The sequence below is a fragment of the Paraburkholderia kirstenboschensis genome (genome assembly GCF_032806925.1).
GTDB classification, from domain to species: domain Bacteria; phylum Pseudomonadota; class Gammaproteobacteria; order Burkholderiales; family Burkholderiaceae; genus Paraburkholderia; species Paraburkholderia kirstenboschensis.
The window spans coordinates 1,594,614-1,617,358 of sequence record NZ_CP136511.1; the positions used below are offsets into that span (position 1 = coordinate 1,594,614).

The 22,745-nt window shown below is 59.8% G+C and carries 19 protein-coding genes and 5 pseudogenes; 9 read left to right on the forward strand and 15 right to left on the reverse strand.

The genetic code is table 11. The features are described from left to right. Positions 1 to 41: 41 nt before the first annotated feature. Positions 42 to 1,082, reverse strand: a complete 1,041-nt coding sequence (locus tag RW095_RS07765; protein WP_394365014.1) for a zinc-binding dehydrogenase — start codon at positions 1,080 to 1,082, stop codon at positions 42 to 44. Positions 1,083 to 1,262: 180 nt separating this feature from the next. Here RW095_RS07765 and RW095_RS07770 point away from each other — a divergent pair, with 180 nt between their 5' ends. Next, positions 1,263 to 1,847, forward strand: coding sequence for a TetR/AcrR family transcriptional regulator (locus tag RW095_RS07770; RefSeq protein WP_317015507.1), 585 nt, complete (start codon positions 1,263 to 1,265; stop codon positions 1,845 to 1,847). Positions 1,848 to 2,877: 1,030 nt separating this feature from the next. On the opposite strand, the gene RW095_RS07775 is transcribed toward RW095_RS07770, so the two are convergent. From RW095_RS07775 to RW095_RS07795, 5 genes and pseudogenes are all read right to left on the reverse strand, one after another. After that, on the reverse strand, positions 2,878 to 3,147 hold the full coding sequence (locus RW095_RS07775) for a DUF1488 family protein (protein WP_317014804.1): 270 nt from the start codon (positions 3,145 to 3,147) through the stop codon (positions 2,878 to 2,880). Positions 3,148 to 3,373: 226 nt separating this feature from the next. Continuing rightward, positions 3,374 to 4,696: pseudogene (locus RW095_RS07780) on the reverse strand (phage integrase family protein); the annotation flags it as partial. Between the two features lie 377 nt (positions 4,697 to 5,073). Further along, positions 5,074 to 5,371: pseudogene (locus RW095_RS07785) on the reverse strand (type II toxin-antitoxin system RelE/ParE family toxin). Continuing rightward, positions 5,331 to 5,642: a YlcI/YnfO family protein gene (locus RW095_RS07790; protein WP_317015508.1), complete on the reverse strand. Its 312-nt coding sequence runs from the start codon at positions 5,640 to 5,642 to the stop codon at positions 5,331 to 5,333. Before RW095_RS07790 ends, RW095_RS07785 begins: the two are co-directional and overlap by 41 nt. Positions 5,643 to 6,087: 445 nt before the next feature. Then, on the reverse strand, positions 6,088 to 6,471 hold the full coding sequence (locus RW095_RS07795; protein ID WP_317015510.1) for an NUDIX hydrolase: 384 nt from the start codon (positions 6,469 to 6,471) through the stop codon (positions 6,088 to 6,090). A 658-nt stretch (positions 6,472 to 7,129) separates the two neighbouring features. Here RW095_RS07795 and RW095_RS07800 point away from each other — a divergent pair. Both RW095_RS07800 and RW095_RS41385 read left to right on the forward strand, forming a co-directional pair. Then, a protein-coding gene (locus RW095_RS07800) for an IS3 family transposase (protein WP_317015511.1) occupies positions 7,130 to 8,313 on the forward strand; the annotation gives its coding sequence in 2 pieces (ribosomal slippage) (positions 7,130 to 7,394 and positions 7,394 to 8,313; 1,185 coding nt in all). A gap of 758 nt (positions 8,314 to 9,071) precedes the next feature. Further along, positions 9,072 to 9,245, forward strand: a complete 174-nt coding sequence (locus RW095_RS41385; protein ID WP_394365050.1) for an MEDS domain-containing protein — start codon at positions 9,072 to 9,074, stop codon at positions 9,243 to 9,245. A 328-nt stretch (positions 9,246 to 9,573) separates the two neighbouring features. Here RW095_RS41385 and RW095_RS07805 read toward each other — a convergent pair whose 3' ends face one another. The 4 genes and pseudogenes from RW095_RS07805 to RW095_RS07820 form a co-directional block, all read right to left on the reverse strand. Then, positions 9,574 to 10,305 carry an IS6 family transposase gene (locus RW095_RS07805; protein ID WP_317015513.1) on the reverse strand — a complete coding sequence of 244 codons (732 nt, stop codon included), beginning with the start codon at positions 10,303 to 10,305 and terminating at the stop codon, positions 9,574 to 9,576. 44 nt (positions 10,306 to 10,349) lie between these two features. Next, positions 10,350 to 10,921, reverse strand: a pseudogene (locus RW095_RS07810) (IS6 family transposase); the annotation flags it as partial. 323 nt (positions 10,922 to 11,244) lie between these two features. Next, positions 11,245 to 12,279 (reverse strand): IS110 family RNA-guided transposase, encoded by a 1,035-nt coding sequence (locus RW095_RS07815; RefSeq protein WP_317015515.1) that lies wholly within the window; start codon positions 12,277 to 12,279, stop codon positions 11,245 to 11,247. A gap of 270 nt (positions 12,280 to 12,549) precedes the next feature. Continuing rightward, on the reverse strand, positions 12,550 to 13,686 hold the full coding sequence (locus tag RW095_RS07820; protein ID WP_317016649.1) for a porin: 1,137 nt from the start codon (positions 13,684 to 13,686) through the stop codon (positions 12,550 to 12,552). A gap of 488 nt (positions 13,687 to 14,174) precedes the next feature. Here RW095_RS07820 and RW095_RS07825 point away from each other — a divergent pair, with 488 nt between their 5' ends. Beyond that, positions 14,175 to 14,834, forward strand: a complete 660-nt coding sequence (locus tag RW095_RS07825) for a response regulator transcription factor (protein WP_317015516.1) — start codon at positions 14,175 to 14,177, stop codon at positions 14,832 to 14,834. Positions 14,835 to 15,630: 796 nt separating this feature from the next. Here RW095_RS07825 and RW095_RS07830 read toward each other — a convergent pair. Genes RW095_RS07830 through RW095_RS07840 form a run of 3 tightly spaced genes read right to left on the reverse strand, consistent with a single transcriptional unit; the run spans position 15,631 to position 16,468 of the window. Further along, the gene (locus RW095_RS07830) at positions 15,631 to 15,981 is read right to left on the reverse strand and encodes a hypothetical protein (RefSeq protein ID WP_317015518.1); all 351 of its coding nucleotides are present in this window, start codon (positions 15,979 to 15,981) and stop codon (positions 15,631 to 15,633) included. 17 nt (positions 15,982 to 15,998) lie between these two features. Further along, on the reverse strand, positions 15,999 to 16,148 hold the full coding sequence (locus RW095_RS07835) for a hypothetical protein (RefSeq protein ID WP_317015519.1): 150 nt from the start codon (positions 16,146 to 16,148) through the stop codon (positions 15,999 to 16,001). A 32-nt stretch (positions 16,149 to 16,180) separates the two neighbouring features. Beyond that, positions 16,181 to 16,468 carry a DUF4148 domain-containing protein gene (locus tag RW095_RS07840; RefSeq protein ID WP_317015521.1) on the reverse strand — a complete coding sequence of 96 codons (288 nt, stop codon included), beginning with the start codon at positions 16,466 to 16,468 and terminating at the stop codon, positions 16,181 to 16,183. A 119-nt stretch (positions 16,469 to 16,587) separates the two neighbouring features. On the opposite strand from RW095_RS07840, the gene RW095_RS07845 reads away from it, so the two are divergent. The 3 genes and pseudogenes from RW095_RS07845 to RW095_RS07855 all read left to right on the forward strand — a co-directional run bounded on the left by RW095_RS07845 (position 16,588) and on the right by RW095_RS07855 (position 17,744). Beyond that, a complete protein-coding gene (locus tag RW095_RS07845) occupies positions 16,588 to 17,010 on the forward strand; it encodes a hypothetical protein (protein ID WP_317015522.1) in 423 nt (140 codons plus the stop codon). A gap of 43 nt (positions 17,011 to 17,053) precedes the next feature. Continuing rightward, positions 17,054 to 17,214: pseudogene (locus tag RW095_RS41390) on the forward strand (IS6 family transposase); the annotation flags it as partial. 368 nt (positions 17,215 to 17,582) lie between these two features. Then, complete coding sequence (locus tag RW095_RS07855; protein WP_317015524.1) at positions 17,583 to 17,744, forward strand: hypothetical protein; 162 nt, start codon at positions 17,583 to 17,585, stop codon at positions 17,742 to 17,744. 40 nt (positions 17,745 to 17,784) lie between these two features. Here RW095_RS07855 and RW095_RS07860 read toward each other — a convergent pair whose 3' ends face one another. Then, on the reverse strand, positions 17,785 to 19,059 hold the full coding sequence (locus RW095_RS07860; RefSeq protein ID WP_317015525.1) for an MFS transporter: 1,275 nt from the start codon (positions 19,057 to 19,059) through the stop codon (positions 17,785 to 17,787). Between the two features lie 63 nt (positions 19,060 to 19,122). Further along, positions 19,123 to 20,844 (reverse strand): ubiquinone-dependent pyruvate dehydrogenase, encoded by a 1,722-nt coding sequence (poxB, locus tag RW095_RS07865; RefSeq protein WP_317015527.1) that lies wholly within the window; start codon positions 20,842 to 20,844, stop codon positions 19,123 to 19,125. A 569-nt stretch (positions 20,845 to 21,413) separates the two neighbouring features. Here poxB and RW095_RS07870 point away from each other — a divergent pair. Next, entirely contained in the window at positions 21,414 to 21,836 is a 423-nt protein-coding gene (locus tag RW095_RS07870) for an isochorismatase family protein (RefSeq protein WP_317015528.1), read from the forward strand. Between the two features lie 108 nt (positions 21,837 to 21,944). Next, a pseudogene (locus tag RW095_RS07875) lies at positions 21,945 to 22,613 on the forward strand (amidohydrolase family protein); the annotation flags it as partial. Positions 22,614 to 22,745 lie beyond the last annotated feature (132 nt).

Below are 22,745 nucleotides of genomic sequence, written 5' to 3' on the forward strand. Positions count from 1 at the left end.
GGGTGAGCGCTACGAAGCCGCCCCTCTTGACGAGGGGCGCCTCACATTGCGCAGGAGGCGTAGCTCTGGAACGCGAGGAGCACCGTGCCGGTCTTTCCCCGGCGATTGGCATGTTCAAGCGCGCCCAGGAAGTCGCTCGCCTGATAGCGTTTTGCTACCGGGAACAGGTTTGGGAACTTGCCTGCGAGCTCGAGTGCCTTGGTCAGGTCTGCCTCGCGTACTGCAGCAGGTTCGAGTTGCCAGCTGAACATCGACACACCCTTGATGGTCAGCGCTCGAGGGGCAATGGAACGAATGTCCGTCGTAGCGCCGCCCAGGGAGCCGTAGCTAACGATCGTTCCGCCGCGAGTGAGGAAGTCCGCTACGTCGGGCAATAGCGCGCCGCCGACGCCATCGAACGCCACGTAGACCGGCTTGTTCGCAAGCGCATTGCGCAGCTCGTCCTTCCAGCCCTGGTTTGCCGTGACGATGACAGAAAGGTTGGGGCGAGCAGCTTTGAGCGCTTGCGCGCTCGCCGCGGAGCCGACGAGCAGGATCGGGTTGACACCCGCTTCGACGAGCAGATGAGTGAGCAGCTTTCCGACGGCCGAATTGGCAGCCGTCTGAATAACCGTGACATCTTCGCGCCTGTCTTCAGGCAACGCGTTGTGACCAGCCCGCACCGCAAGCCGTGCAGTCAATGTGTTGACCACCATTTGTGCTGCGACCTCGTCGCTCACTTCATCGGGCACCGGTATCAGCGACTGGACGGGCGCGGCAATCCGGGAGCTCCATGAGCCATTGACGGGAAAGAAGGCCACCCGTGTACCAGCCTGAATCCGGTGTGAAGGGGCGACGTCAGCGGCGAGCGCTTCCACCACCCCAACACCTTCGATGCCGGGCACTTGACCTCCCCTCGGAACAACGGGAGCCGCCCCAAAGGCCGGGGAAGCCGAGACGCCCAGCAAGTCGCCCGGATGAACCGGTGCGGCGGACACGCGCACGAGAGCCGTTCCGCTCGCAAGAGGCGGGGCATCGGAAAACGCTTCCAGTCTGAGCACCTCGGCAGGCTCGCCGTGGTTGTTGTGAACAATTCGCTGCATCACAGACTCCTTCCGCAAGGATTCGAATATTGGAGCGATCGCTCCTTTATGGCAGAATAGGTTTGTCTCTACAGCATGTCAAGGATTTTTGGAGCTATGACTACAAAAAAAGATACGCAACCCCGGCGTAGCCGCGGCAGGCCCTCAACCTTTGATCGCACAGAAGCTCTGAACCGGGCCATGGATCTCTTCTGGGAGCAGGGATACGAAGGAACCTCCTTCGACCAGTTGATCCAGGCCATGGGAATCAGCCCGTCGAGCTTCTATAACTCGTTCGGCAGCAAGGAGAAGCTCTACAAGGAAGCGACTGACGCATACCTGAGCCTGTCCGAAGTCTGGTTTGCTGGCGGACTGTTCGGCACGGCCGACACGCGAGAAGCGTTCACGAAACTTCTCGACGCCACCGTCGTGGAATTCACGCGAAGGAGCCACCCGCCGGGCTGCATGATCTCTCTGGCCGGCACTCACCTGCCATCCGAACTCGCTTCTATTCGCGAGACGATGGCCGGGCACCGCGCAAAGGCTGAAGACATGATGGCGCAGCGGTTGCGCAAGGGCGTCGAAGACGGCGACTTACCGCCTGACACCGACGTGCCCGCACTTGCTGCCTTCTACAGCGCCGTGACCCGTGGAATGGCCGTCCAGGCACGGGACGGAGGCAGCCCGCAGAAGCTGAGGGCGATCGCAGACGTCGCCATGCAAGCATGGCCAATTCAAAGTGGTCGGGTCAGACCTGCAAGGCCCCGGGGGACTCGCGTCGTCTGACTCGCCATGCTGCACGGAGTTGTCCAGCGCCGGTGCCCGCAGGGCGTCGGTATGGAGCGTCACGCTCTGCTTTCTTTCGAGGACAGATGCAGCATCGGGCGTGTTTGGCCGACGAAGCAACGCTTGTTGTCGCGAAACGAGTGGCCGCTTGCTGTTGGATACTGTTGAAAAAGTCGCCGAGGAGGTTTTATCAGTTGTTCTGCGCGAATATTGACCTCTCAGATCGGCCTATAAGCCGCTCGCACATGCCGCCCAAGGTAAGAGGACCCCTGAAAACCTCATGAAACAGACGACCAGCGACTTTTTCAACAGTAGCTGTTGCGGAGCCGTCTTCTGAGCGACCGAAGAATGGCGCCGACGAATGACCGTTCGTGGCCGATTGGGTGAGGTCGCCAACGACCGCTTGGTGGCATCCCAGTTTGCGAAATCCGCAATTGGCTGATGGACCGGTTCGCAGAAAGTTGTCTGACCGGAGTGGGTCGGGATGACCCATTCACCAACAGTGATAGCTGACGTTCGCCGGCGCCGGTTTGCGAACGACAGCAACCTGAGTTGCAGCCGCCGTACGTTGTGGGATTGGCGACCGTCGGCCCTGGCCGACTTGCCGTCCTCGCGGATCACCGCCGGCTGCCCGACCGCTCAGCTAGCCGTCCGCTGAAGTGCCGCTTCGTCGCCGGCGAACAGCGGCTTGGCGGGGCGATGTGTCCATTCCGATACTGGCTTCTGAGGCATGTAACGTTTCCGGCTTCGCTCGCATCGACCGACGCCACCCAACTGAGCAGGCAGGAGCCGCGCTGGCGCTCTCGCGCATAGATACAGGCCGCATCGGCGGCCGATTCTCCTCTCAAGCTAAGAGGTGCTAAAGATGGTGCCGCGTTCCCGAGAATCAAACCGATTGGTTTGCGTACGCAACTAACGGTCAGGCCCTCGCAGCGGCCGGCTCGGCTCCGCCACAACAGCGTTGCCCAAAAAAGGGCCCCCGGCCAGATTGTCCATGTTTCCAGGAGGGTGCCCGATTCACCCGCGCTGTTCAGCGGCGCTCGAAATCATCGGGTGTCAGCTCCAGGCGTGCGCACGGATGCGCAAGCAGCTTCCGTTCGGCGATGGCGCGGATGCGGCTGTACCCGTCCCCGAAAATCCTCAGGATCCGGGCGTCCCCGGCCTGCGGCTCAAGCCAGAAGTGGGCCTCCAGCGCTGCAATCGCGACGATGCATTCGACGGAGGTGTTTCCGCGGACGAGCCAGAACGACACGCCTTGTCGATTTGCCAGAATCTGCGGCTCGAATTCAGGTTTTTCCATGGCTGGTTCCGGGCGTCATCTCGTAGGCGAGTGAGCAGGCGTGTCGATCGCTCCGATGATGCCAGCGATGGTCGCTGGCATCAGCCCACAGACTGCCTGACATCACAAAAGTCGGCGGAGCATTGCGCGCTCCGCTTGGGGGTTTGTACCGGCGATCGAACCGTTATCAGGAAACGGTCAACCGCCGGGGCGACTGCGAGGGGGTCGGTCACGCGGGTTGGCGCGCTCACTTCCGCGTTGTAAAGGCCTCGCTGATCTGCCGCGCGCGCTTCGCCTCGTCACTATGGAGGTAGATCGACGTGGTCGACACCGAGGCGTGCCGCAGGTTGTCGCGCACCGTCGTCAGTTCTGCGCCGTGCCCGAGCGCATAAGTGGCGCGCGTATGCCGCATCCAGTGAGGGCTGGCACGGCGCAGCTTCTCCGCGAGCGGCGGGTGATCGGCTTCGATTGCATCGGCGGCATCGCAGAAAAAGCGCTCAAGGACACCCCACACCCGCACACTGCTGATCGTCGCGGCGCTGTCCGCTGCCAGGCTGCCGATGACCGGTGTGTCGGGCCGCCAGCGTGCAGGGCTAGCCGGCAGCTGGCGCTCAGCCAGATAACGCGCCAGTGCGTCCCACGCGAGTGGCGGCAGCGCCACCCGTGCCATTCTGCCGCCCTTGCCGGTGACGCGCAGCCAGTGCTCGTCGCGTGCGTCCGTTTCGACGTGGCCGAGCGTCGCGCCGACCAGTTCACTCGCGCGCAGACCCGTTGCAAAACCAAAGTCGAGCAGGAACCGCAGGCGCTGTGCGGCCTGAACCGTCCAGCCGTAAGACCATTCGAGGCCGTCGGCGATCGTACGTAGGAGTGCCCATTCGCCGTCCGTAAAAGCGCGCGACGCGTCGAGCGCCGATGCGGTTTTGCCACCGCGCACCCTGATGCCCGCAAATGGATTGGCCAGCACGTAGCGCTGTTCGACCAGCCAGCGGAAGAGGGCGCCGACAACCGAAAGCGCGTGCGCGACCGAGCGCGCGGACAGACTGCCACTGAACGGCCGCCAGTCCGGCGACGTGCGCGGGCGCACCGGGCCGATCCACCGTGCGCGCGGCGAAGGATGGCGCAGGAACGTCCGGTAGGCGATCGCATCATCGGTCGTCAGGGACGACAGTGCACGGCTACGCTCGATGATGGCCCAGAGGATCAGCCGCTCGGCTTCCTTGCGGTAGGTCCGCTGGGTGGCGGGTGACTCATGCAGGGACAGCCACGTCTGCACCGCCTCGTAGTCGTTGGACGCGTCGAGTGTGCAGGTGGCGGGCGGCGCGCGGAATGTTCCGGCAGAGCCGTCGACCTCGTGCGGTAGTTTGAGGGTCTCCCACGGCACGATGTCACCGCGCTGGCGGGCAATGACGAGCGCACGCGCTTTCTCCGTGAGAACAGGCCAGGCTGCGAAAAACGCCTCGATCGCGCGGGCGCTCGCTGTGCCGAGTCCAGGCAGTGCTTTCCACCACTGGCGCCGGCGCGGAATGCGCACCGTGAGATCGGCGAGCGTCATGATGCCGTGCGCGCGCAGCTAATACCGCGGTTCAAGGTGCCGTTTTCCTGGAGTCGCCTGAGGTTGCTGACGAGGTCCCGATTGCACAACGGCTCAGAAGTTTTGCGACTCAAAGTCGGCATCAGTCCATGGGAGTGATGTCATCGCATCGCGGCGCGCTTCATGGGGAGAAGGAATGGAAGGTGAGATTTTGCGGGAGCCGGGGTGAAGCTTGGACGTGCTCACCGGTGCTGCGCATTGGTCAGTTGGGAAATCCAGGCCGCTCTCGGGCACGAGCGGGTCCACGGTCATGTGTCAGCCGCCATGGCCGCGGTTGACGATCTCTTACACCGATATCGTCGGCCCGATTAATATGTCATCGGGCTGATCAAATTGGGCGGACTTACTGTCGTTTCCTAATGGTAATCCGCTTCCCGTTGATGCCGCACGGCCAGGATCGTAACCGTTGCTGCGTCCTCGATTTCGAACAGCACAACGTAGCCGGAGGATCCCAACGGCACGATCAACTCTCGGAGGAAGGGATTGTCGGCATCGGCCTTGCGACAAGTGAAAGGGAACTGTTCTAGCACGTCTGTCCTTGCGCAAAGCTTCCAGTGCCCGCTCCGCCAATACCCCGTCACGGTCAAGCAGAAATTCGTAAAGCCCCGGCAAATCACTCCGGGCACCGCCGCAGTAGCGGACTCGGTATGTCACTGGCTGTCTCTCGCCCGCTTCGCTGCATGCAGCATGTCTCGATCTCGGCATAAACATCGCTAGCCTGATGATATTTACCTGTTTTGCGCGCTTCGTCGCGCGCGGCTAGCCCTCGCGCGATAAACTCGCGCTGAAGCTTTCGCTGCGCAATGCTTGCGCGAAGGGATGTCTCCATGAACGAGGACAGACTTTCGTCGTCCTTCAGAACCTCTTCGGCTGCACGACGCAATTCCGGTTCGACGCGCAGTGCCGGGATAGTGGCTGTTTTCATGACGAACTCCATGTATTGCATTTGCGATACATTCTGTCAGCAGTTAGTTCTTGAGCGGGAAACTTGCCGAAAATGAAGGGGCGAAAGTTGGTGGCTTTCGCCCCCTTCATTTCTGGACATCGACGGAGCAGGGTGGGACAAACGCCACCGCAAGCGCGCGACGGTGGGCTCGCTCCAGAAGCAGCGACGGGCCTTCACGCAGTCGATAAACAACTGATATTCAGTTGCGACGTTCGTGGACATCGGGCTGGGCGTGACCACACGCGCCGAGGCAGGGTAGGGGAGCGCATCACCACCGTTGTGCGGGCATATCGTCGCGCAACGCCGCAGTCCCGCCATCGCGGCCGCGGGCGTCGCCGCGCAGACCTGCAGGCGAGCGTTCTCCCAGCAGGCAACAAACTGACCATCGACGCTTTGATAGCGACGCAGACATTTGCTGGAGCGCTCAGTGCCGCGCCAGGCATTCGGGAGGATTGCGGTCATGTCCGCAGCGCATGCCACGCGTAGGCACACTCGCGGAAAGCGTCGCGATTTTGACCGGCGCGAACCAACTGCACTTCGCAATTTCGTTGCTGGGCTGTGCGGTCAGGTGAGGCCCCACCTCAGCAAAGAGGATATGGTGCTGCGTATTGAAGCCGTCAAACCGGAAAAGATACGCTAGATCATCTGCGACAAGCGTGGTCCCTTCTTCCAGTTCCCGCAACGCGGCTTCATGGGGCGCCTCGTCCCGACGAATTCTTCCGCCCGGTAGCGCCCATCGCGACCTTTCCCTGGCAACCAGCAGAATACGGTCGTCCCGAACGCACAGAACGCTTGCCCTGTCTTTCATCTTCTCCCTGCCGCTCGCTTGTATGAGCCCTACCCAGGCCACGGTTGACCCAACCCCGCCCACCGATGACGCGGGTATTTTAAGCGTTGTCTAAAGGCCGCGCAGCGCAGGCGGGCATCGTCGACGGCCGTTGCAGATCGATCTGAAACCAGACCTGCGAGAAGTCGTTCTGTGCGACAGGAGATGGGTCGACTGCCACCAGTCGCCACAGGGCATAGTCCGGCTGCCGATTGTGGCCTTGCAAGGTCGGGGAAAGTAGATGCGCATTGCACCAGGCGGCAGGCGGCCAGGAAGCGTCGTTTGCCTCGGGCGTGGGCCTGACATTCGGGCGTGCAGAGTAACCGGCTGCTCACCCACCGACGATCCATGTCGCATCCTTGGCCAAACCCGCCATTCAATCTGTCACAGAAATCCCATGCCTCGAAGGTGGAAAATGGCAACGACAACCGCATTGTCCTCAGAAGCGTCGCCCTCGCGGCGGCCATAGAGCGGAGTATTCGCGCCGCTATCGTGAATCGCTCGCGCCCGGCGTCTGCCCTTGCTAACCGGCACACTCTTTCATCCGACGCTCAAGCTCGGCAATATCCTTCGAAGTGAGCTTGCCCCCGAAAGACGAATCCCTTGCTGAGCGGTAAACTCACGCAAGGAGAGAACATTGATGACGAGCATGGCAAAGCGAGCGCAGTACACGCTCGAGTTCAAGCTGGAAGCTGTGCGGCTGGTCAAGGCCGGGCAAAGCATGGCGGCGGTGGCGGCGACACTGGGTGTGGTTGAACAGACGCTGTACAACTGGGTAAAGGCCGACCGGGAAGGCAAGCTGGCAGGAGCTGGCGCAAAGCCGGTGAGTCCGGAACAGATGGAGCTGGCACGGCTGCGTGCAGAAGTGGCTCGCCTGAAGATGGAGCGAGATATTCTAAAAAAGTGCGCGGCGTACTTCGCGAAGGAATCGATGTGAAGTACGCGTTCATCGAGCGTAATCGACGCCACTGGCCGGTCTCAGTGCTATGCGAAGTGCTGGAAGTCAGCCCGAGCGGATATCATCAGCGCCGGCAACGTACTGCGCAGGACAGGCCGCACAGAACCCGCGTGAGTGACGATGCACTGCTGGCAAACATCAAGGCGATTCACGCGCAGGTCAAAGGCGAATACGGCTGGCCGCGCATGTGGAAGGAACTGCTCGCACTTGGCGTGCGCGTGGGCAAGGAGCGGGTTCGCAAGCTGATGGCTCAGCATGGCATTCGGGCTCGCCACAAGCGCAAGTACATCGCGACAACGAACTCGAACCACGATTTGCCGGTTGCGCCGAATCTGCTGGAGCGCAATTTCACCGCCACCGCACCGAACCAGGTCTGGACAAGTGATATTACTTATTTGGCGACAGCCGAAGGCTGGGTCTACCTCGCGGTCATCATCGACCTGTTCAGCCGGCAGGTGGTGGGCTGGTCGATGCAGCCGCACATGAAAGCGGAGCTGGTCACAGACGCGCTGCGTATGGCATGGTTCCGACGTCGTCCACAAGCCGGCGTAATCGTGCATAGCGACAGGGGCAGCCAGTATTGCAGCGGCCTGTTTCGGGACACGCTGAAGGCCTACGGCATGCGTTCATCGATGAGCCGACGTGGCGATTGTTGGGACAACGCGCCGACGGAAAGTCTGTGGGGTTCGCTGAAGGTAGCACGCATGCATGGACGACACTTCGCCACGAGGCGTGCCGCAATGGATGAGGTGATTAACTGGCTGGGCTTTTACAATGCACGCCGGTTACACTCGACACTCGACTACGTCAGCCCTATGACGTTCGAGAAGAACTGGCTGGCAGCCCAACAAGGCGAGGCCGCATAACTCCCTCGGTTATGGGATTCGTCAAACAGGGGCAAGGTCAAAGCTGCGAGGTATTCATCACAGTGGGTCCGGTGAGCATTTCGCAGCCAGCGGTCGAGACGTTCTAACAGGAGAGTGAAAAGCATACGTTTACCCGGTTCGGTTGAAGGCTATTTAAGGTTTCGCCAGCCGTTGTGCACGCAGAAGCTCTTCTGGCACTGCACGATGTTTCCGAATCATGGATAGCTATCCGACGGCGTTCCCTTAAGGCGAAGTATGTGATGCAGGCGACTCATATCCAAGCAAGTGGATGCATCGCAGCCTGCCAAGCGTACGGCGTTTCATGCCACCCCGAGCGGCTATTCCTTTGGGGTTCGTTGTCGCGTGGACTGGCAGCACCGGGGAGATATTGCCTGGACGTGGCCAGCGAAGTGCACGGTCGACACGCGGCCATTGCCACCATTACATGCGTATTACGAATCTCACTTTTCAACACCAGGAAGCGCCAGGGGAAGACCACTATTTTTCCAAAAGTGCCCTCCCTTATTTTTCCTCTGTTGATTCCGGCATAACCAGTTGATGGCGGCTGTTCCGCTTCCTGCCCTCAGGTCGGGACTGCCGGATATGACTGCTATGTACGGTTACATTCATTCCAAACGCGCAACCGCTTTCGTCGCCTAGCGCGATGGTCCTTGGTCCACGTATTTTCAGCGAAACGATGACCGCCGGAACTCGTAAAGCGGTTTTCCCCGCTTGGGCCCATCTCCTGGGGCACCCGTCTGTGTCACTTCTACGAATCACGAGCCCAATTACTCAGTGTTACGGCGGAATTCCTGCACGCCGGACTCGCCAATCGCGAGGCCGGCGTATGGGTCGCGCCGGCGTTGCTGGGACCGGACAAAGCTCGCCATATGCTCACGCGGGCGGCGCCCGCACTCACTGAATACGTTTGACTCCGGCCAGTTACAGATTCTCGATGGCGCGCAGCCTGGTCGTCGGTCAACTCGGATGCCTGCATTTGCACTCCAAAAGGTCACGTCAATAGATTTTTTGCACCACGCATGTGGACCGAGCCGAACGCAGAATGGCGAAATGTTATAACATTTCGCCATCTTTGAGGAGATGGATCGGGTTGGGCAAAGCCGCGGGTAGGGCGCTCCATAGCCCGCCAATTGCTGTAGTGCCAGCCGTTTAGCGGTGGTGGCCGGCGGATACAAGTGACGGGCTCTGTCAACTTGGCGGACATAGACTACCTGCGCAGGTAAAGCGTAGTTATCCTTATCAGATAACATCCTCGACTGCCGCAGTAACAGTCCAACCATGCCATGTGGCGAAGCGTCCTTTGAGTACGGCACGATGACATGCTGCGTTCATTTGATGTCTGGGCAACGCAAAGTGTTGCCTGATTGGGCCGAAGCATGAGAGGAATGCCTGCGTGCGACGCGCATCGCGAAAGCCGCACATCTGGCGTTCGCGCCTACGGGCCGTCTGGTGGCTGTTCTCGGCACGGTTGTTCACGCGTGCAGCCGCTTTGACGAAGACGTGCTTCACATGAGCGAGCTCGGGAATGTCAGCCTTTGCTGCTGGGTAGCTGCGCAGCTGGTCGGTAACGATCTTGCGCGGCAGCGGGTTTGAACGCAGCACCCGCCGGAAGAAACGCTTTGCCGCAGCCTTGTCGCGTCGCTTTTGCACCAGCACGTCGAGTTCGGCACCATGCTCGTCGACCGCTCGCCACAACAGATACGGCTCGCCGCGCAGCATCACGAACATTTCGTCCAGATGCCATGTGCTGCCCGGCTTGCGCCGCGCCGCTTTGGCACAATGGGCGAATCGAGCGCCGAACTTGTCGCACCAGCAACGGATCGTTTCGTATGTGACCACGACACCACGCTCGAGCAACAATTTCTCAATGTCGCGAAGGCTCAGGCTGAACCGGAAATACCAGCGAACCGCGCAGCTGATGACGACGGCTGGGAAGCGGTGACCGTGATAAAGCGATTTCGTTTTCTTCATCACTTCATTCTACCGCCGCCTCCCCGTCAAGCTGACACAGCCAAACCGAGCATTGGCCGCGTCCGTCGCTTGATCGCCCGATGGTCCTGCTCGACCAGGTTATTGAGGTATTTGGACTGGCGGATTTTGATGGACACTTCACGATCGGCATTGATCGCTTCGAGAGCGGCGAGGTTCGCGCCGCTTCGGTCGATCGTCACGGTGTCGGGCTCGCCGTTCTGATCGATAGATTTCTCGAAATACCGCCGCGCGGCGATCTTGTCACGATGGGCCCGCAGCAGGAAATCGACCGTGTTGCCGGCCTTGTCGACCGCGCGGTACAAATATTTCCACTGCCCCTTGACCTTGATGTACGTTTCGTCCATGCGCCAGGTCTTACCGACCGGGCGCTTGCGACAGCGAAACGCTTTCTCGAGCACGGGCAACAGCTTCATCGCCCAGCGATGCACGGTCGAGTGATCGACCGCAATGCCGCGCTCGGCCATCATCTGTTCAAGATGGCGCAGACTCAACGGATACGCCACGTACCATCGCACGCACATCAGGATGTGATGTCGAGCGGGTAGTGCAGGCGCTTGAGGACTTTTGCCACGGCCGGATTCAGGTTCTGTTTCATCGATCAAAGCGTTCGCTTACACGGAGCCAGCATAGCAGCTCGCCTTATCGCGACATGTATGGACCCGACGCCTTTTGCAAGCTTCCTGTTCACGATGTCAAAACGGTCTGCACACATGTATCCGGCTTGCCGGTGGGCGATTGCCGAAGCATGCCCGCAGCCTTGATGAGATCCGCGCACCCCGTCCTTAACAGAACCGCGGCTTGCCGCGAGCGACAGCCGTCGCAATAAACAGGTTTCGGAGTGCTGGTTCAACCAGTTTCGTCATCGTTTCGCAGAAGCTTCGCAAACCAGGGTGAGTGACGGCGCATGTAAATCTGGAGTTAGTCAGCTATGCTGGCAATACCTCGGGAAACGTAGCTGGCATCGCTGCTGAGTAGTGCCTGGATAACTCGCGCGTTATGATTGGCCAGCGCGACCGCTGTGCAGTTATATCCTCGTCGTGCTATGAGCTGCTGCAGCCACACGCTGTGCATGTCGGTTTTGGACTTCACGAACCGCAGCACCGCTCGCGCGCCGTGAATGAGCAATGTGCGCAGGTAGGTGTCACCGCGCCGGCTAATGTGACACAGCCGCGACTTGCCTCCGGAAGAATACTGCCGCGGCACGAGGCCCAGCCAGGCAGCCAGATGCCGACCATTGCGGAACTGTCTGGCGTCGCCGACTGCTGCGACGATGGCCGTCGCTGAAATCGGGCCGATGCCGGGTATCTGGGCGATCTTGCGGCAGAGCGCCGATCGCTTCATGAACGATTGGATAGATACCTCGATGAAGTGGATGCGTTCTTCGACCGCGCGCAGGTGCTCAAGGAGTTCGGTCAGCAGTGTTTGGCAAAACGGGGTGAGCTCGTCGGCGCTGTTACGCAGCAGTTCCGGGACCGCACGCTTGAATGCTTCCGGTGACCGCGAGATCGCAAGACCGCGTTCGCCAAGAAGGCCGCGCATCTGGTTGATCAGCGCGGTACGGTGGCGCAGCAGGATGGCACGCATGCGATGCGCCGCCTGGATGTCCTGCTGCTCGACGGATTTAACCGGCACGAAGCGCATGGTGGGCCGGCTGGCGGCCTCGACGATCGCCTCGGCATCGTTGCGATCGTTCTTGTTGGTCTTGACGAACGGTGTGACGTACTGGGGGCTGATCAGCCGGACTTCTGTTCCCATTGACTGGAAGCGCCGTGCCCAGTGGTGAGCAGTGCTGCAGGCTTCCATGACGACCAGTCTCGGCTTGAGCGTACGCACGCATTCAGCCAGCGAGCCACGCGAAACCTTTGCCCGATGTACGGCCCGTCCGCGGCGATCGGCCCCGTGAAGCTGGAAGACCTCTTTCGCGAGATCGATACCGAGAATGTCGATTTCCATGATGAACCTCCACACGTCAAGTTGACGTCCGTCAGTGTCTCCCGAAGGGAGGCGTCGGGTCCATCTCAGTAGAACCATAAAAATCGCTATCGTGGAGCGAGCCGACTTTGGGCAAGGGAACATGCTGGAGGCAGCCAGGCACGCAGGTCATTGTCATCGCAAACAATGCGGATGGATCGCCCGCGAATGCGTCCTGTGCTCTTCAAAAGTGAGAACTCAGGATCCGTCGCAATGCACCTTGGCAGCAACGACGGATGTCCGGACAACCTATTAGAAGCGCGTTCTCAAGCCAATTGTTGCTGCTACCTGATTGTTGCCCGACGACGCTGACAGGCCCGTGATGTCCGCCGTGATGCCGGAGTTGCCAGTACCGCTGACGTGCTGATAGACACCCTCGAGATAAACGTCGGTGCGCTTGGACAGCGAGTAATCCGTGCGCAAGTTGATTTGATTATATTTTGGGCTGACGCCGCTTACACGCGCATCGGTAAATGTATACGACCCGATGATAGCCAATGCCGGCGTCAGGTTATAGCGTCCATTCACTTCGTAATTCGTAAATCGGGCATCTCCACGTGTCAGCGTCAGCCCCTTATTCGTACCCGAGGCGTACGCGCCAATGCCCGTCGCTGCGGACAGTTTTGTCTGCGTGATCACGACACCCGCCACGGCGGGACCGAAAGCATAGCTGAGGCCGCCGCCAAACGTGCGCTGGGTGCCCGCGCTAAACGTCGCATCATCAGAAACAGCACCCGTCGCAAACGTTGAACCCGAGTTGTTAAGTTGGAGGTAGCCGACTGCTGCATTCAACGGACCCCAGTTATACGACGCGCCAACGCTGTACGCACGATTCGATGCGAATCCACCCGCCTGGTTGGAGAAACCGTACAAACCACCGAACTTGAAGCCGTCGTAACTGACGCTTTGATACTTGACCGAATTGCTGACCCGGTAGGAGTTGTCCAGGTTATCGTTGTCGTACGGGTGGGCGAAGTGCGTGCCGCCGTATTGTGTGCCGGTCAACGAAAGTGGGCCGAGGTAATCCACCACGGAGTCGTATTGACGTCCGGCGGTCAGCGCACCATACGTTTCGCTCGACAGACCGACGAATGCCTGACGTCCAAACATGCGCCCGCCTTGACCGAGCGAGCCGCTTTGAATGCTAAAACCGTTTTCCAATGTGAAGATGGCTTTCAGTCCGCCGCCAAGATCCTCGGCGCCACGCAACCCCCAACGGCTGCCGTTTGTATCACCGCTGGTCGCTTGGAAATTTTTCTGACCGTGCTGATTGTTGGTGTAGGTCAGACCTGCATCGATTAATCCGTACAGCGTGACGCTACTTTGAGCATGGGCGGCGCTGGCCGAAATGCACAAGGCACTAACTGCAAACAATGACTTCTTTTTCATTACGTTATCCAAAGCGAAAGAGATGTTGGAAAGGCTCAACTTCTGTGAGATGAAAGCCACGGCATCTTAATCATTAGGATGGACGCCGGTCCTCGTCCGCCACACGAATTCAGAATTGCTCGTTCTCTTGCGCACATGGCTAACTCCTTGGTTGTACAGGATAAGGGCGCAAAATCTTTGGCCTGCGGAAAAAGGTGTCCGCGTAGCTCCGGAACGCTCTACGTTGTGTGCTTGCAACGTGTTCTTTTCGATTACGCGCTGTGTCCACTGCATTTGTCATCCTAGCGAGTTAGCAGCGCTACGGTTGGGCCGACGCATATGACAAAAATGTAATCTCTCGGTCAGTGCGTGGATAAAGTGTGGTTGTGCACAATCGTTCCGCGACATTTGAATCGTCAAATCCACTCGCAGACGCGGAGGACTCATTTCGCCCGTCTCTGACCCAGCTTCGTTGAGCTCGCCGGTTCACTCGTTTCATCCAGCCGATCATGCGTATTCTTTTAGCCGAATCAGTTCAGAGGGATGCAAGGCGATTGTCGTCCATTCTGCGCGCCCAAGGCTATGCCGTCGACCGCGTCAAGGACGATCGAGAGGCGCAACTCGCACTCACCACCGCGCGATATGCGCTGGTGATCTTGAACATGATGTTGCCTCGCGGGTCGAGTCTCGATCTTCTTGTCTGGCTACGCCGCATCAATGGTGTGGTGCCGGTCTTCATCCTCGCGGAAAGTGACAGCCCTGCCGATTGTGTCCGCGCCCTCGCGGCCGGCGCCGACGATCATCTGAACAAGCCTTTCGACGCCCGCGAACTGGTCGCTCGATGTCGCGCGCTAGTACGTCGCTCCCAAGGGCGCAGTACGAATCAGATCCGGCACCGCGAACTGCTCATAGACACGGCATCGCGAGCGGTGACGCGCGCGGGTATGCCGGTCACGATATCGGGACGCGAGTGGGCAATCCTGCTCCAGCTTATTGCCTACCGCGGCGTACCTCAGTCGTCGTCAACGCTGGAAGACTGCATCTATGGGTGGAAAGAGGAAGTGGAGAGCAATGCGATTCAGGTTCACATCTCGAACCTTCGCAGGAAGCTCGGCGCGGATAAGATCGAAACGGTGCGGAGGGTTGGATATGTCATCAGGGAGGAGTAGGGAAGAAGTGAAGTTCAATCTGCAATCGAATGCGAACGCGCGCCTATACGAGACACGCAACCGCGATCACCAATGTTTCGCAGCCAGCGGCAAATCGACGTCATTCGCACCGATGCCATGCAAAGGCCGGCGGCCGCCAACTTGTATTCTGTTTGCTTGAATGGCTCGCCAGTATCCATCCAGTCAGTTGTGGATGCATACGTACAATAAACCGTTCGCGACTGCACTTCACCTTCATTCGAACGCTGAACGGTGACGTCTACCTTCGCATCTGAGAACTGTGCGCGGAAGTTTCCAGTGCTCTCCACGTCGATGGGGACAGACAGAGTGCCCGTAGTGACAACAGCCCCTAGAGGAATCATGCTCTGTTGCCGCGCTAACTCAGCAACCCTGCGGGGTTGCATCTGAAGCGAAGGACCGCCGGGGAACCTCGCGGCGCCTCGCGACAGCTTCGTGGGAACTTAAGTGAAAAGTGCGGGTGTCGGGTATCGCACGCTCGCATGCAGCGCGACGCTAAGTCCATCCTCAACCCGCGGATTCATTCGCATTCGACACGGTGCTCGTGCATGCTGTGCAATTTGCCGCTGACCGAACGCCTCGCAGACCATGTCATCGACCTATTGCGCGGCAATGTGAAAACCCGACGTGGTCTTGCGGTCTATTAGCGGCGTTGCGTAGCTGGCGTCCGCCTGCCGCTCAGATGTGACGTCTGCGAGTTGCTGCGGCTCTGCAAGTTCATCAGCCGTTCCTGGTCCGACGGCGTTGACTCGTTGACAACCGACATCGCCGCTTCCTGTCACTGACTGTCAAGCACGAACGGTTTGCCTGTAAAGCGTAGGTGGAGTATCACGAGCGAGCGCCGCGGGCAATCTGCCGCGACCCAGACAGGGCCGGTGATACAGACGCCAGGTGTCGCGTGACTGCTTCGCACGGCCATAGCAAAGGCGATGCGCGCGCATTGGCGTATGACGACTACGCCGCCAACGATCGCTGCGGTCGCGAGCATTCGGAACCGCGTGCTGGTAAAGATGGGTTGCGATACCGGCGATACCAGTAGCGCAAGACCCATCAGCACTTCGGCGGCCATGGCCGTAAGTGACGCGGCCATCAGATGAGCTCTTAGCATGTCGATGGTGACTGGCTTCATGGCTTGATCTCGTGGCCTTACGATACGCTGGGCGTAGCCCGCATGCCCATCTCGGCGATCTGGCTGCAACGTGTTGAGGCGCGATAGTAGCGATTCACGCTGAAGGAAGCCTTAACCAAAAGCGCCGCATAAGCCGGTACATTTAGAATAGCCCACACGTCGAACATGGGGCGGCTCCTGCGTGAAGCAGCGCCGTCAACTAATCCGAAGCCGCCACCGGATGCGAAGCAGGCATACCTCGAGTCCGCACCCCGCTTGCGCCATCCGTGCCGTGCTGGATTGCGTAAATTTCACGGTTGTGGGCAATCGTGGCCGCTGACGGCGGATAGTCGCCATTGGGCGTTGGCACGAGTCCTTCGGCCTGCGCCTGCTTCAGTTGGGCGATGACTTCGGCATGTGTTAATCCGGACGGGCTCGATTGAGCAAAAGCGGTGGTGCCGAACGGCAGGCTAAGGGCGGCAATGGCGACGGCGGTAAGCAATTTCATGATGTCTCTCCAAGAACCGGCAAGAAGTGAATGGCCTGAATCACACTTCCCATTCTTGTTATTTGACCTGTCGCCTCAGTGACCCCCACATTACCGTTCTGTCATCTACCGGATTCCCCGTGACGCCGCCGCTCCCTGGTCGATTATCGGCGTGCGGGATTTTTCCCGACCATCACAGTCGACAACAAGTCCGCGCAACCGACGACGTGGATCTCGTGGTCGACGTTGTATCGTATGCCGACTACACGAAATTGGAGGCCATGCTCCGCAGTCGAGGGTTCGTTGTATCTTCAGAGGACGACATTAACTGCCGCTGGCGATTGGGCGAGCTGATCGTCGATGTGATGCCGACAAACGAAAGGATTCTCGGTTACTCAAATCGTTGGTATCGCGAAGCGCTTGCCACGGCGGAGTGGCACGAGCTTTCCTCTGGTGCCAGGCTGAAGGTCGTGCAGGCGCCATATTTTCTCGGCATGAAGTTGGATGCCTACGAGAGCAGGGGAGCTAAAAAAGTCACCCAGAATCCGTCCTACGCGTTCTGAGGGACGCTTTTTCCTGCCGTCTTTCCGCCTCGGTCTCGACAAGTTGACAGAGCCGTTGCGCAGCTACCCGACGGCGAAGGCTGACATTCCTGAGCTCGCTCATGTGAAGCACGTTTTCGTCAAGGCGGCTGCACGCTTGAACAACCGTGCCGAGAATAGCACCAGCCGACCCGCAGGCGCGAACGCCAGATGTGCCGCTTTCGCGGAACGCGGCATCTATTCGTGCCGTACTCCAGCAATGCCTCGCCACATGTCATGAGTGGACCATCAATGCCGTATCTAAGAATCTGTCTAGTAAGGATGACTATGCTTCAGCCAAAGGGTAGTCTGCAGCGATCAGCTTGACAAAGCCCCGCGCGTCGTAGTCGCGTTGTGTTTGCGCAGTTCAGGACTGAAGCACGCGCGACTTTCGTCAAAAATTTTATGCGACGTTAACCCGGCTTTAGCTAGCATCAAAGGACAAAACTAACCGCGGGATAGGCGGCCTGCAATGGACGACGCCGGTGCGGCAGAGGCCGCGCGCTTTGCCGCGTTCATGTTTTTGGAGCGCTGCGTGACCGAAGTAGAACCGCTTGAAATACTCGAACCGGTCGATGCGCGGCGCGCGGCAGCGTTTACGGCTGGAAAAACACGCCATGCTGATCGACGCCAGTCATCTGCGACTCTTTCGAAGACTGGCAACGCTCGCCTCTATCTCAATGCGAACGATCACACCGGTGACGATGGTTCACTGAGTCGTCCAGCGTTCATCGAGCGTGGTCGCCTTACATCGCTTCAGGCGTTTGCGCGCCCGCGCGGTCCGGTCTCGCGCATGAAGATCGCAAGCACCATGGCGAGCAGGATGCCACTGAGCAGGCACGCGCCGGCTGAGCGGAACACCGGCAGGTCCATTGCGCCACCGTTCGCAAGGTGCGCCAGCAGCTTGCCATACAGCGGCGTGAGCAACGCGCTGAACGTGAACACGAGGAAATTGATCGCGCCGCTCGCGCTGCCCTTCACTTTGTCCGGATTGACTTCCTTGATCACGGTGTAGGGCAGCATTGCGGCGCCGGAGCCGATTCCGAGCAGCAGACCTAGCACGTAAGGCGGCGCGACGCCGGCCGGCAGATAGAAAATGCCTGCGCCCGACGCAAGCATCAGCAGGGCGCCTCCGATCAAGACGGGCTTGCGGCGCCCCAAGCGGTCAGACAGGTAGCCCAACAGCGGGCAGCCGATCACCCAGCCGAGCGGCACCATGCTCGCGCGGTTGACGGCCTCCGCATAGCTGACGTCCAGCCCGTCGCGCAGGAACGGGATGCCCCAGATCATGTCGCCTACGGTAGTCGGCAGGAACAGCAGGCCGGCGCAAAAACCGCAAAGATACGACTGAGGATTGGACAGCACTTCCTTGTACGGCGTGAACATCTTCATCCAGGAGCCCTGGCCGGCCGGGCTGTCTTCACGGGTTGCCGGCGTCACGACGAGCACCAGCACGGCGATCAACAGAATGACGAAGCCGGACAACCACCAGAACTGCTGCCACGTGATGAGGCCGTGAATGAGCGGCGCAACGGCGAACTGACCCGCGGAGCCGCCCAGCATGCCGAAGCATTGGGTGAAACCGACCGCCGTCGCGAGAGAACGCGGGGGAAAGCCGTGCGTGGCGAGATACACCGCTCCGATGAACCCGCACGCCGAACCCGCGCCTTGCAGCAGGCGGCCGGCCTGCGCGGCCTCCACGGTGCCGAGTCCGAACAGTGCCGCCCCGACGGCAACAAGCACGATGCCGGCCGGAATGACCGCCTTGCCGCCGAGCCGATCGAGCAACGCACCGCAGACGATTGAGAACAGTGCATACGAGTAGTAGTAAAGGCCGACAAGCGCCCCCACGCCCAGCGCATCGCGGGCAAACGCCGCGCTCAGCTCCGGAATCATCACGCCCGGCGCAGAACGCAACATGTACTGCATGAAGTAGAACGCGGCACAAAAAAGCCACGCGATGACGAAACCCATGTGTATAGGCTCGCGTTTCGATGGAACGGTTACCGTGCTTGCGATCTTGCTCGACATGATTCGATTCCATTGAGTAGTGAAGGAGGGTGGATAACGGTCCCTGTACACTTGCGGACTGCACTACCGGAACAGATTGACCTTGGCGAGGTCGATGAGCTGCTTGCCTCGACCGTCCATGACGGCACGAAGCATGAACAGCCCGAAGTGGTAAGCCTGGTCAGCGCTGGTCGCAGGCGGCATCACGAGCTCCTGGCGTGCGCTCACTACGTCGACGAGAGCCGGACCCGGATGGGCGAATGCTTCGCGTAGGGCGCCTTCCAGCTCCGCCGGGTGCTCGACGCGCACGCCTTTAATTCCGATCGCATTGGCCATTGCAGCGAAGTTCGGATTTTTCAGGTCGCAACCCGTATCAATGAACCCGCTGGCCTTCATTTCCATTTCCACAAAGCCCAGCGTTCCGTTGTTGAGCACCACGACCTTGACCGGCAAACCCGTCTGAATCAGCGTCAAAAACTCGCCCATCATCATGGCGAAGCCGCCGTCACCCGACATCGAAATCACCTGCCGGTCCCTGAACGTGGCTTGCGCGCCGATCGAATGCAACAGCGAATTGGCCATTGAGCCGTGATTGAACGAACCAATCAGGCGTCGCTTGCCGTTCATCTTCAGATATCTGGCTGTCCATGCGACGGGGGTGCCGACGTCGCAGGAGAAAATGGCATCTTCGTTGGCCAGTTCGCTGACGAGCCGGGTTACGTATTGCGGATGAATTGTGCTGCTGCCCGCTTCCGGCTGCGCCAGTTCATCCAGACTCTGGCGAGCCCTGCGATAGTCGTCGAGCGCGTGACTCAGGAAACTGCTGTCCGTTTTTTCCTGAATCATGGGCAGAAGTTCACCGAGCGTATCCTTGACTGTTCCCAATACGCCGAGCTCGATCGGGCATCGATTGCCGAGCGCTTCCGCCCGTGTATCGACTTGCGCGATAGTCACCTTCTCGGGGTAGAACTGTCGATAAGGGAAGTCGGTACCCAGCATGAGGAGCATGTCGCAACTCTTCATCGCGGCATAGCCGGAGGCAAACCCGACAAGACCCGTCATTCCCACATCGAACGGGTTATCGTATTCGATGTACTCCTTGCCTCGCAGCGAGTGCACGATGGGCGCCTGCAGCTTGCGGGCGAGTTCCACGACGTCCGCGTGTGAATCCTTGCAACCCGCTCCGCAAAGCAACGTCACGCGCGAGGACTTATTCAACAGACCTGCGAGTTTCGCGACTTCGTCGTTCGATGGGCGAATCACCGGAGCGACAGGCGCACTCCATTTCGGCGCAGGTTTGGTGAGCGGCCCGAGTGCCACATTGCCCGGTATGACGACAACCGCGACGCCTTTACGCGCGACGGCCGTCCGGATGGCACGGCCCAGAATTTGCGGCAGTTGGTCCGGGCTGGTGACGAGTTCGACGTAGTGACTGCATTCCTTGAACAGTACTTCGGGATGAGTAGACTGAAAATAGTCGATACCGATTTCCGAACTTGGAATATGCGCGGCGATCGCTAGAACAGGAACGCCACTGCGATGGCAGTCGAACAAGCCGTTGATCAGGTGCAGATTGCCCGGACCGCAGCTTCCGCAACACACCGCAAGTTCCCCTGTGAGATGAGCTTCGGCGCCGGCGGCGAATGCCGCGCCTTCCTCATGCCGCATGTGAACCCATTCGATCGAACCATCCCGGCGCAGCGAATCCGTGAACCCATTCAGCGAATCCCCCACCACACCAAACACACGCTTCACTCCCGCGTTGACTAGTGCATCAACCATGTAGTCGGCAGCTATCGTCGTCATCTCACATCTCCATAGGTAAAAAAATTGCTGCAGATCGGATGCTTCCCGGCGAGGCAAGACAGACTCATCCCACGTGAGTGCGTTCTTGAGATGAGGCAAGGAAAACGGGAAACCCACCCGCGCGCTGTTGCCTGTGCGGCGGCAGCGATACGAGTGGCACGGAAAACGGACATTTCGTTTCCGTTGCAACTGAGTTGAACGGTTCAGAGTGTCAGTTACGGATCCTAGTCGCCGGAGCGAAGCGCGGCTATTACATGAATCTGGAATCACACCGGCGGAATTGCTGGCGCTCCACGCTGCATGAGCAACGAGGCTAGACACTTCGACGTGGCTCACATTACATAAACGTGCAATGTTCCGGGTGGGCACAGCGCTATATCTTGCTTCCGTGGACGCTTGCCGCAGGTCGCCACGCCCGCACGGCATGGTCAAACTCGCACTCAAGCCGCGCGGGCAAGCCGTTCGTGTTCTGCCTGGTCGATGCACGACTGAAGTCATCCAGTAACCGGACGCGGGCGCTTTCGTGCAACCGTGCGAGTCCCTCGTATTGCTGCCAAATGGAGGTACTCATGGCCTATGAACTGTTGACGCCCGACACATGCGCGCTCGCGCTTATCAACCATCAGCCGCAGATGTTCTTCGGCACCCACTCGCACGAGTGCACGACGCTGATGCACAACATCCAGATCCTCGCGAAGCGCGCCAGGCTCCTCAAGGTGCTGACCGTGCAGATGCTGGCCGAAGGCTTCGAAATCTACGTGCCGACGGACGCCTGTGGCGATATCACCGAAGAAGCGCATGAGCGTGCCGTGCAGCGCGTCGTCCAGGCCGGCGCGGTGCCGATGACGTCGGTGCAGTTCATGTGCGAACTGCAACGCGACTGGGCGCGTGGCGAAACGTATGCGGGCGTCATGGAGATCTTCAAGGCACACACCTCGTATGGCATCGGCGTGCGCTACGCAAAGCAGATTCTCGGCGGGCACGCGAACTAGGCGCGTCGATCGGACCGATCTCCCCACGCATTCCCTGTCATGCGTCACGCGCGACGCTGCTGTCGTCGCGCGTGGGACGCGTTCGACCCAGCACCACGGAGAGCAACGATGACCGCACCCCTTCGGCCCGCCCGTATTGCGGAGCTGGTGATTTACAACGGCAAGATTGCGACGCAGGGCGACAAACGTTCGTTCGTGACGGCGCTTGCGATCTCAGGAGGCGAGATCATTGCGAGCGGCAACGACCACGATGTGATGCAGTGGGCGAGCGATTCCACGCGCCGCATCGATCTGAAGGGCTGCACGGTCATTCCCGGTCTCAACGATTCGCATCTTCACGTCATTCGCGGCGGTTTGAATTTCAATCTCGAACTTCACTGGGATGGCGTGCCGTCACTGCGCGATGCACTCGGAAGGCTGCGCGCGCAAGTCGCGCGCACGCCCGCGCCGCAATGGGTGCGCGTTATCGGTGGATGGAACGAATTCCAGTTCGCGGAGAAGCGCGCGCCGACGCTCGAAGAGATCAACGCAATCGCGCCGGATACGCCCGTCTTCATTCTCCACCTCTACGACAGCGCGCTGTTGAATGCGGCGGCGCTGCGCGCAGTCGGCTATGACCGCGACACGCCGAATCCGCCGGGCGGCGAAATCCGGCGCGACCGCCGCGGCAATCCTCCGGGTATGCTGATCGCGCGTCCCAACGCGGGGCTGTTGTACGCGACGCTTGCCAAAGGCCCGAAGCTCCCGTTCGACGACCAGCTGAACTCGTCGCGCCAGTTGCGAACTGATTCGATTCGTGCGCTGGGGGCGCGCATTGCGGACTATGTGGGCCTCGAAGCCAAGTTCGGATGGTGACCGTGGGCTTGCAAGGAGATTGTCGTTCCGGCACGCCTTCGTGCATCGCAATGC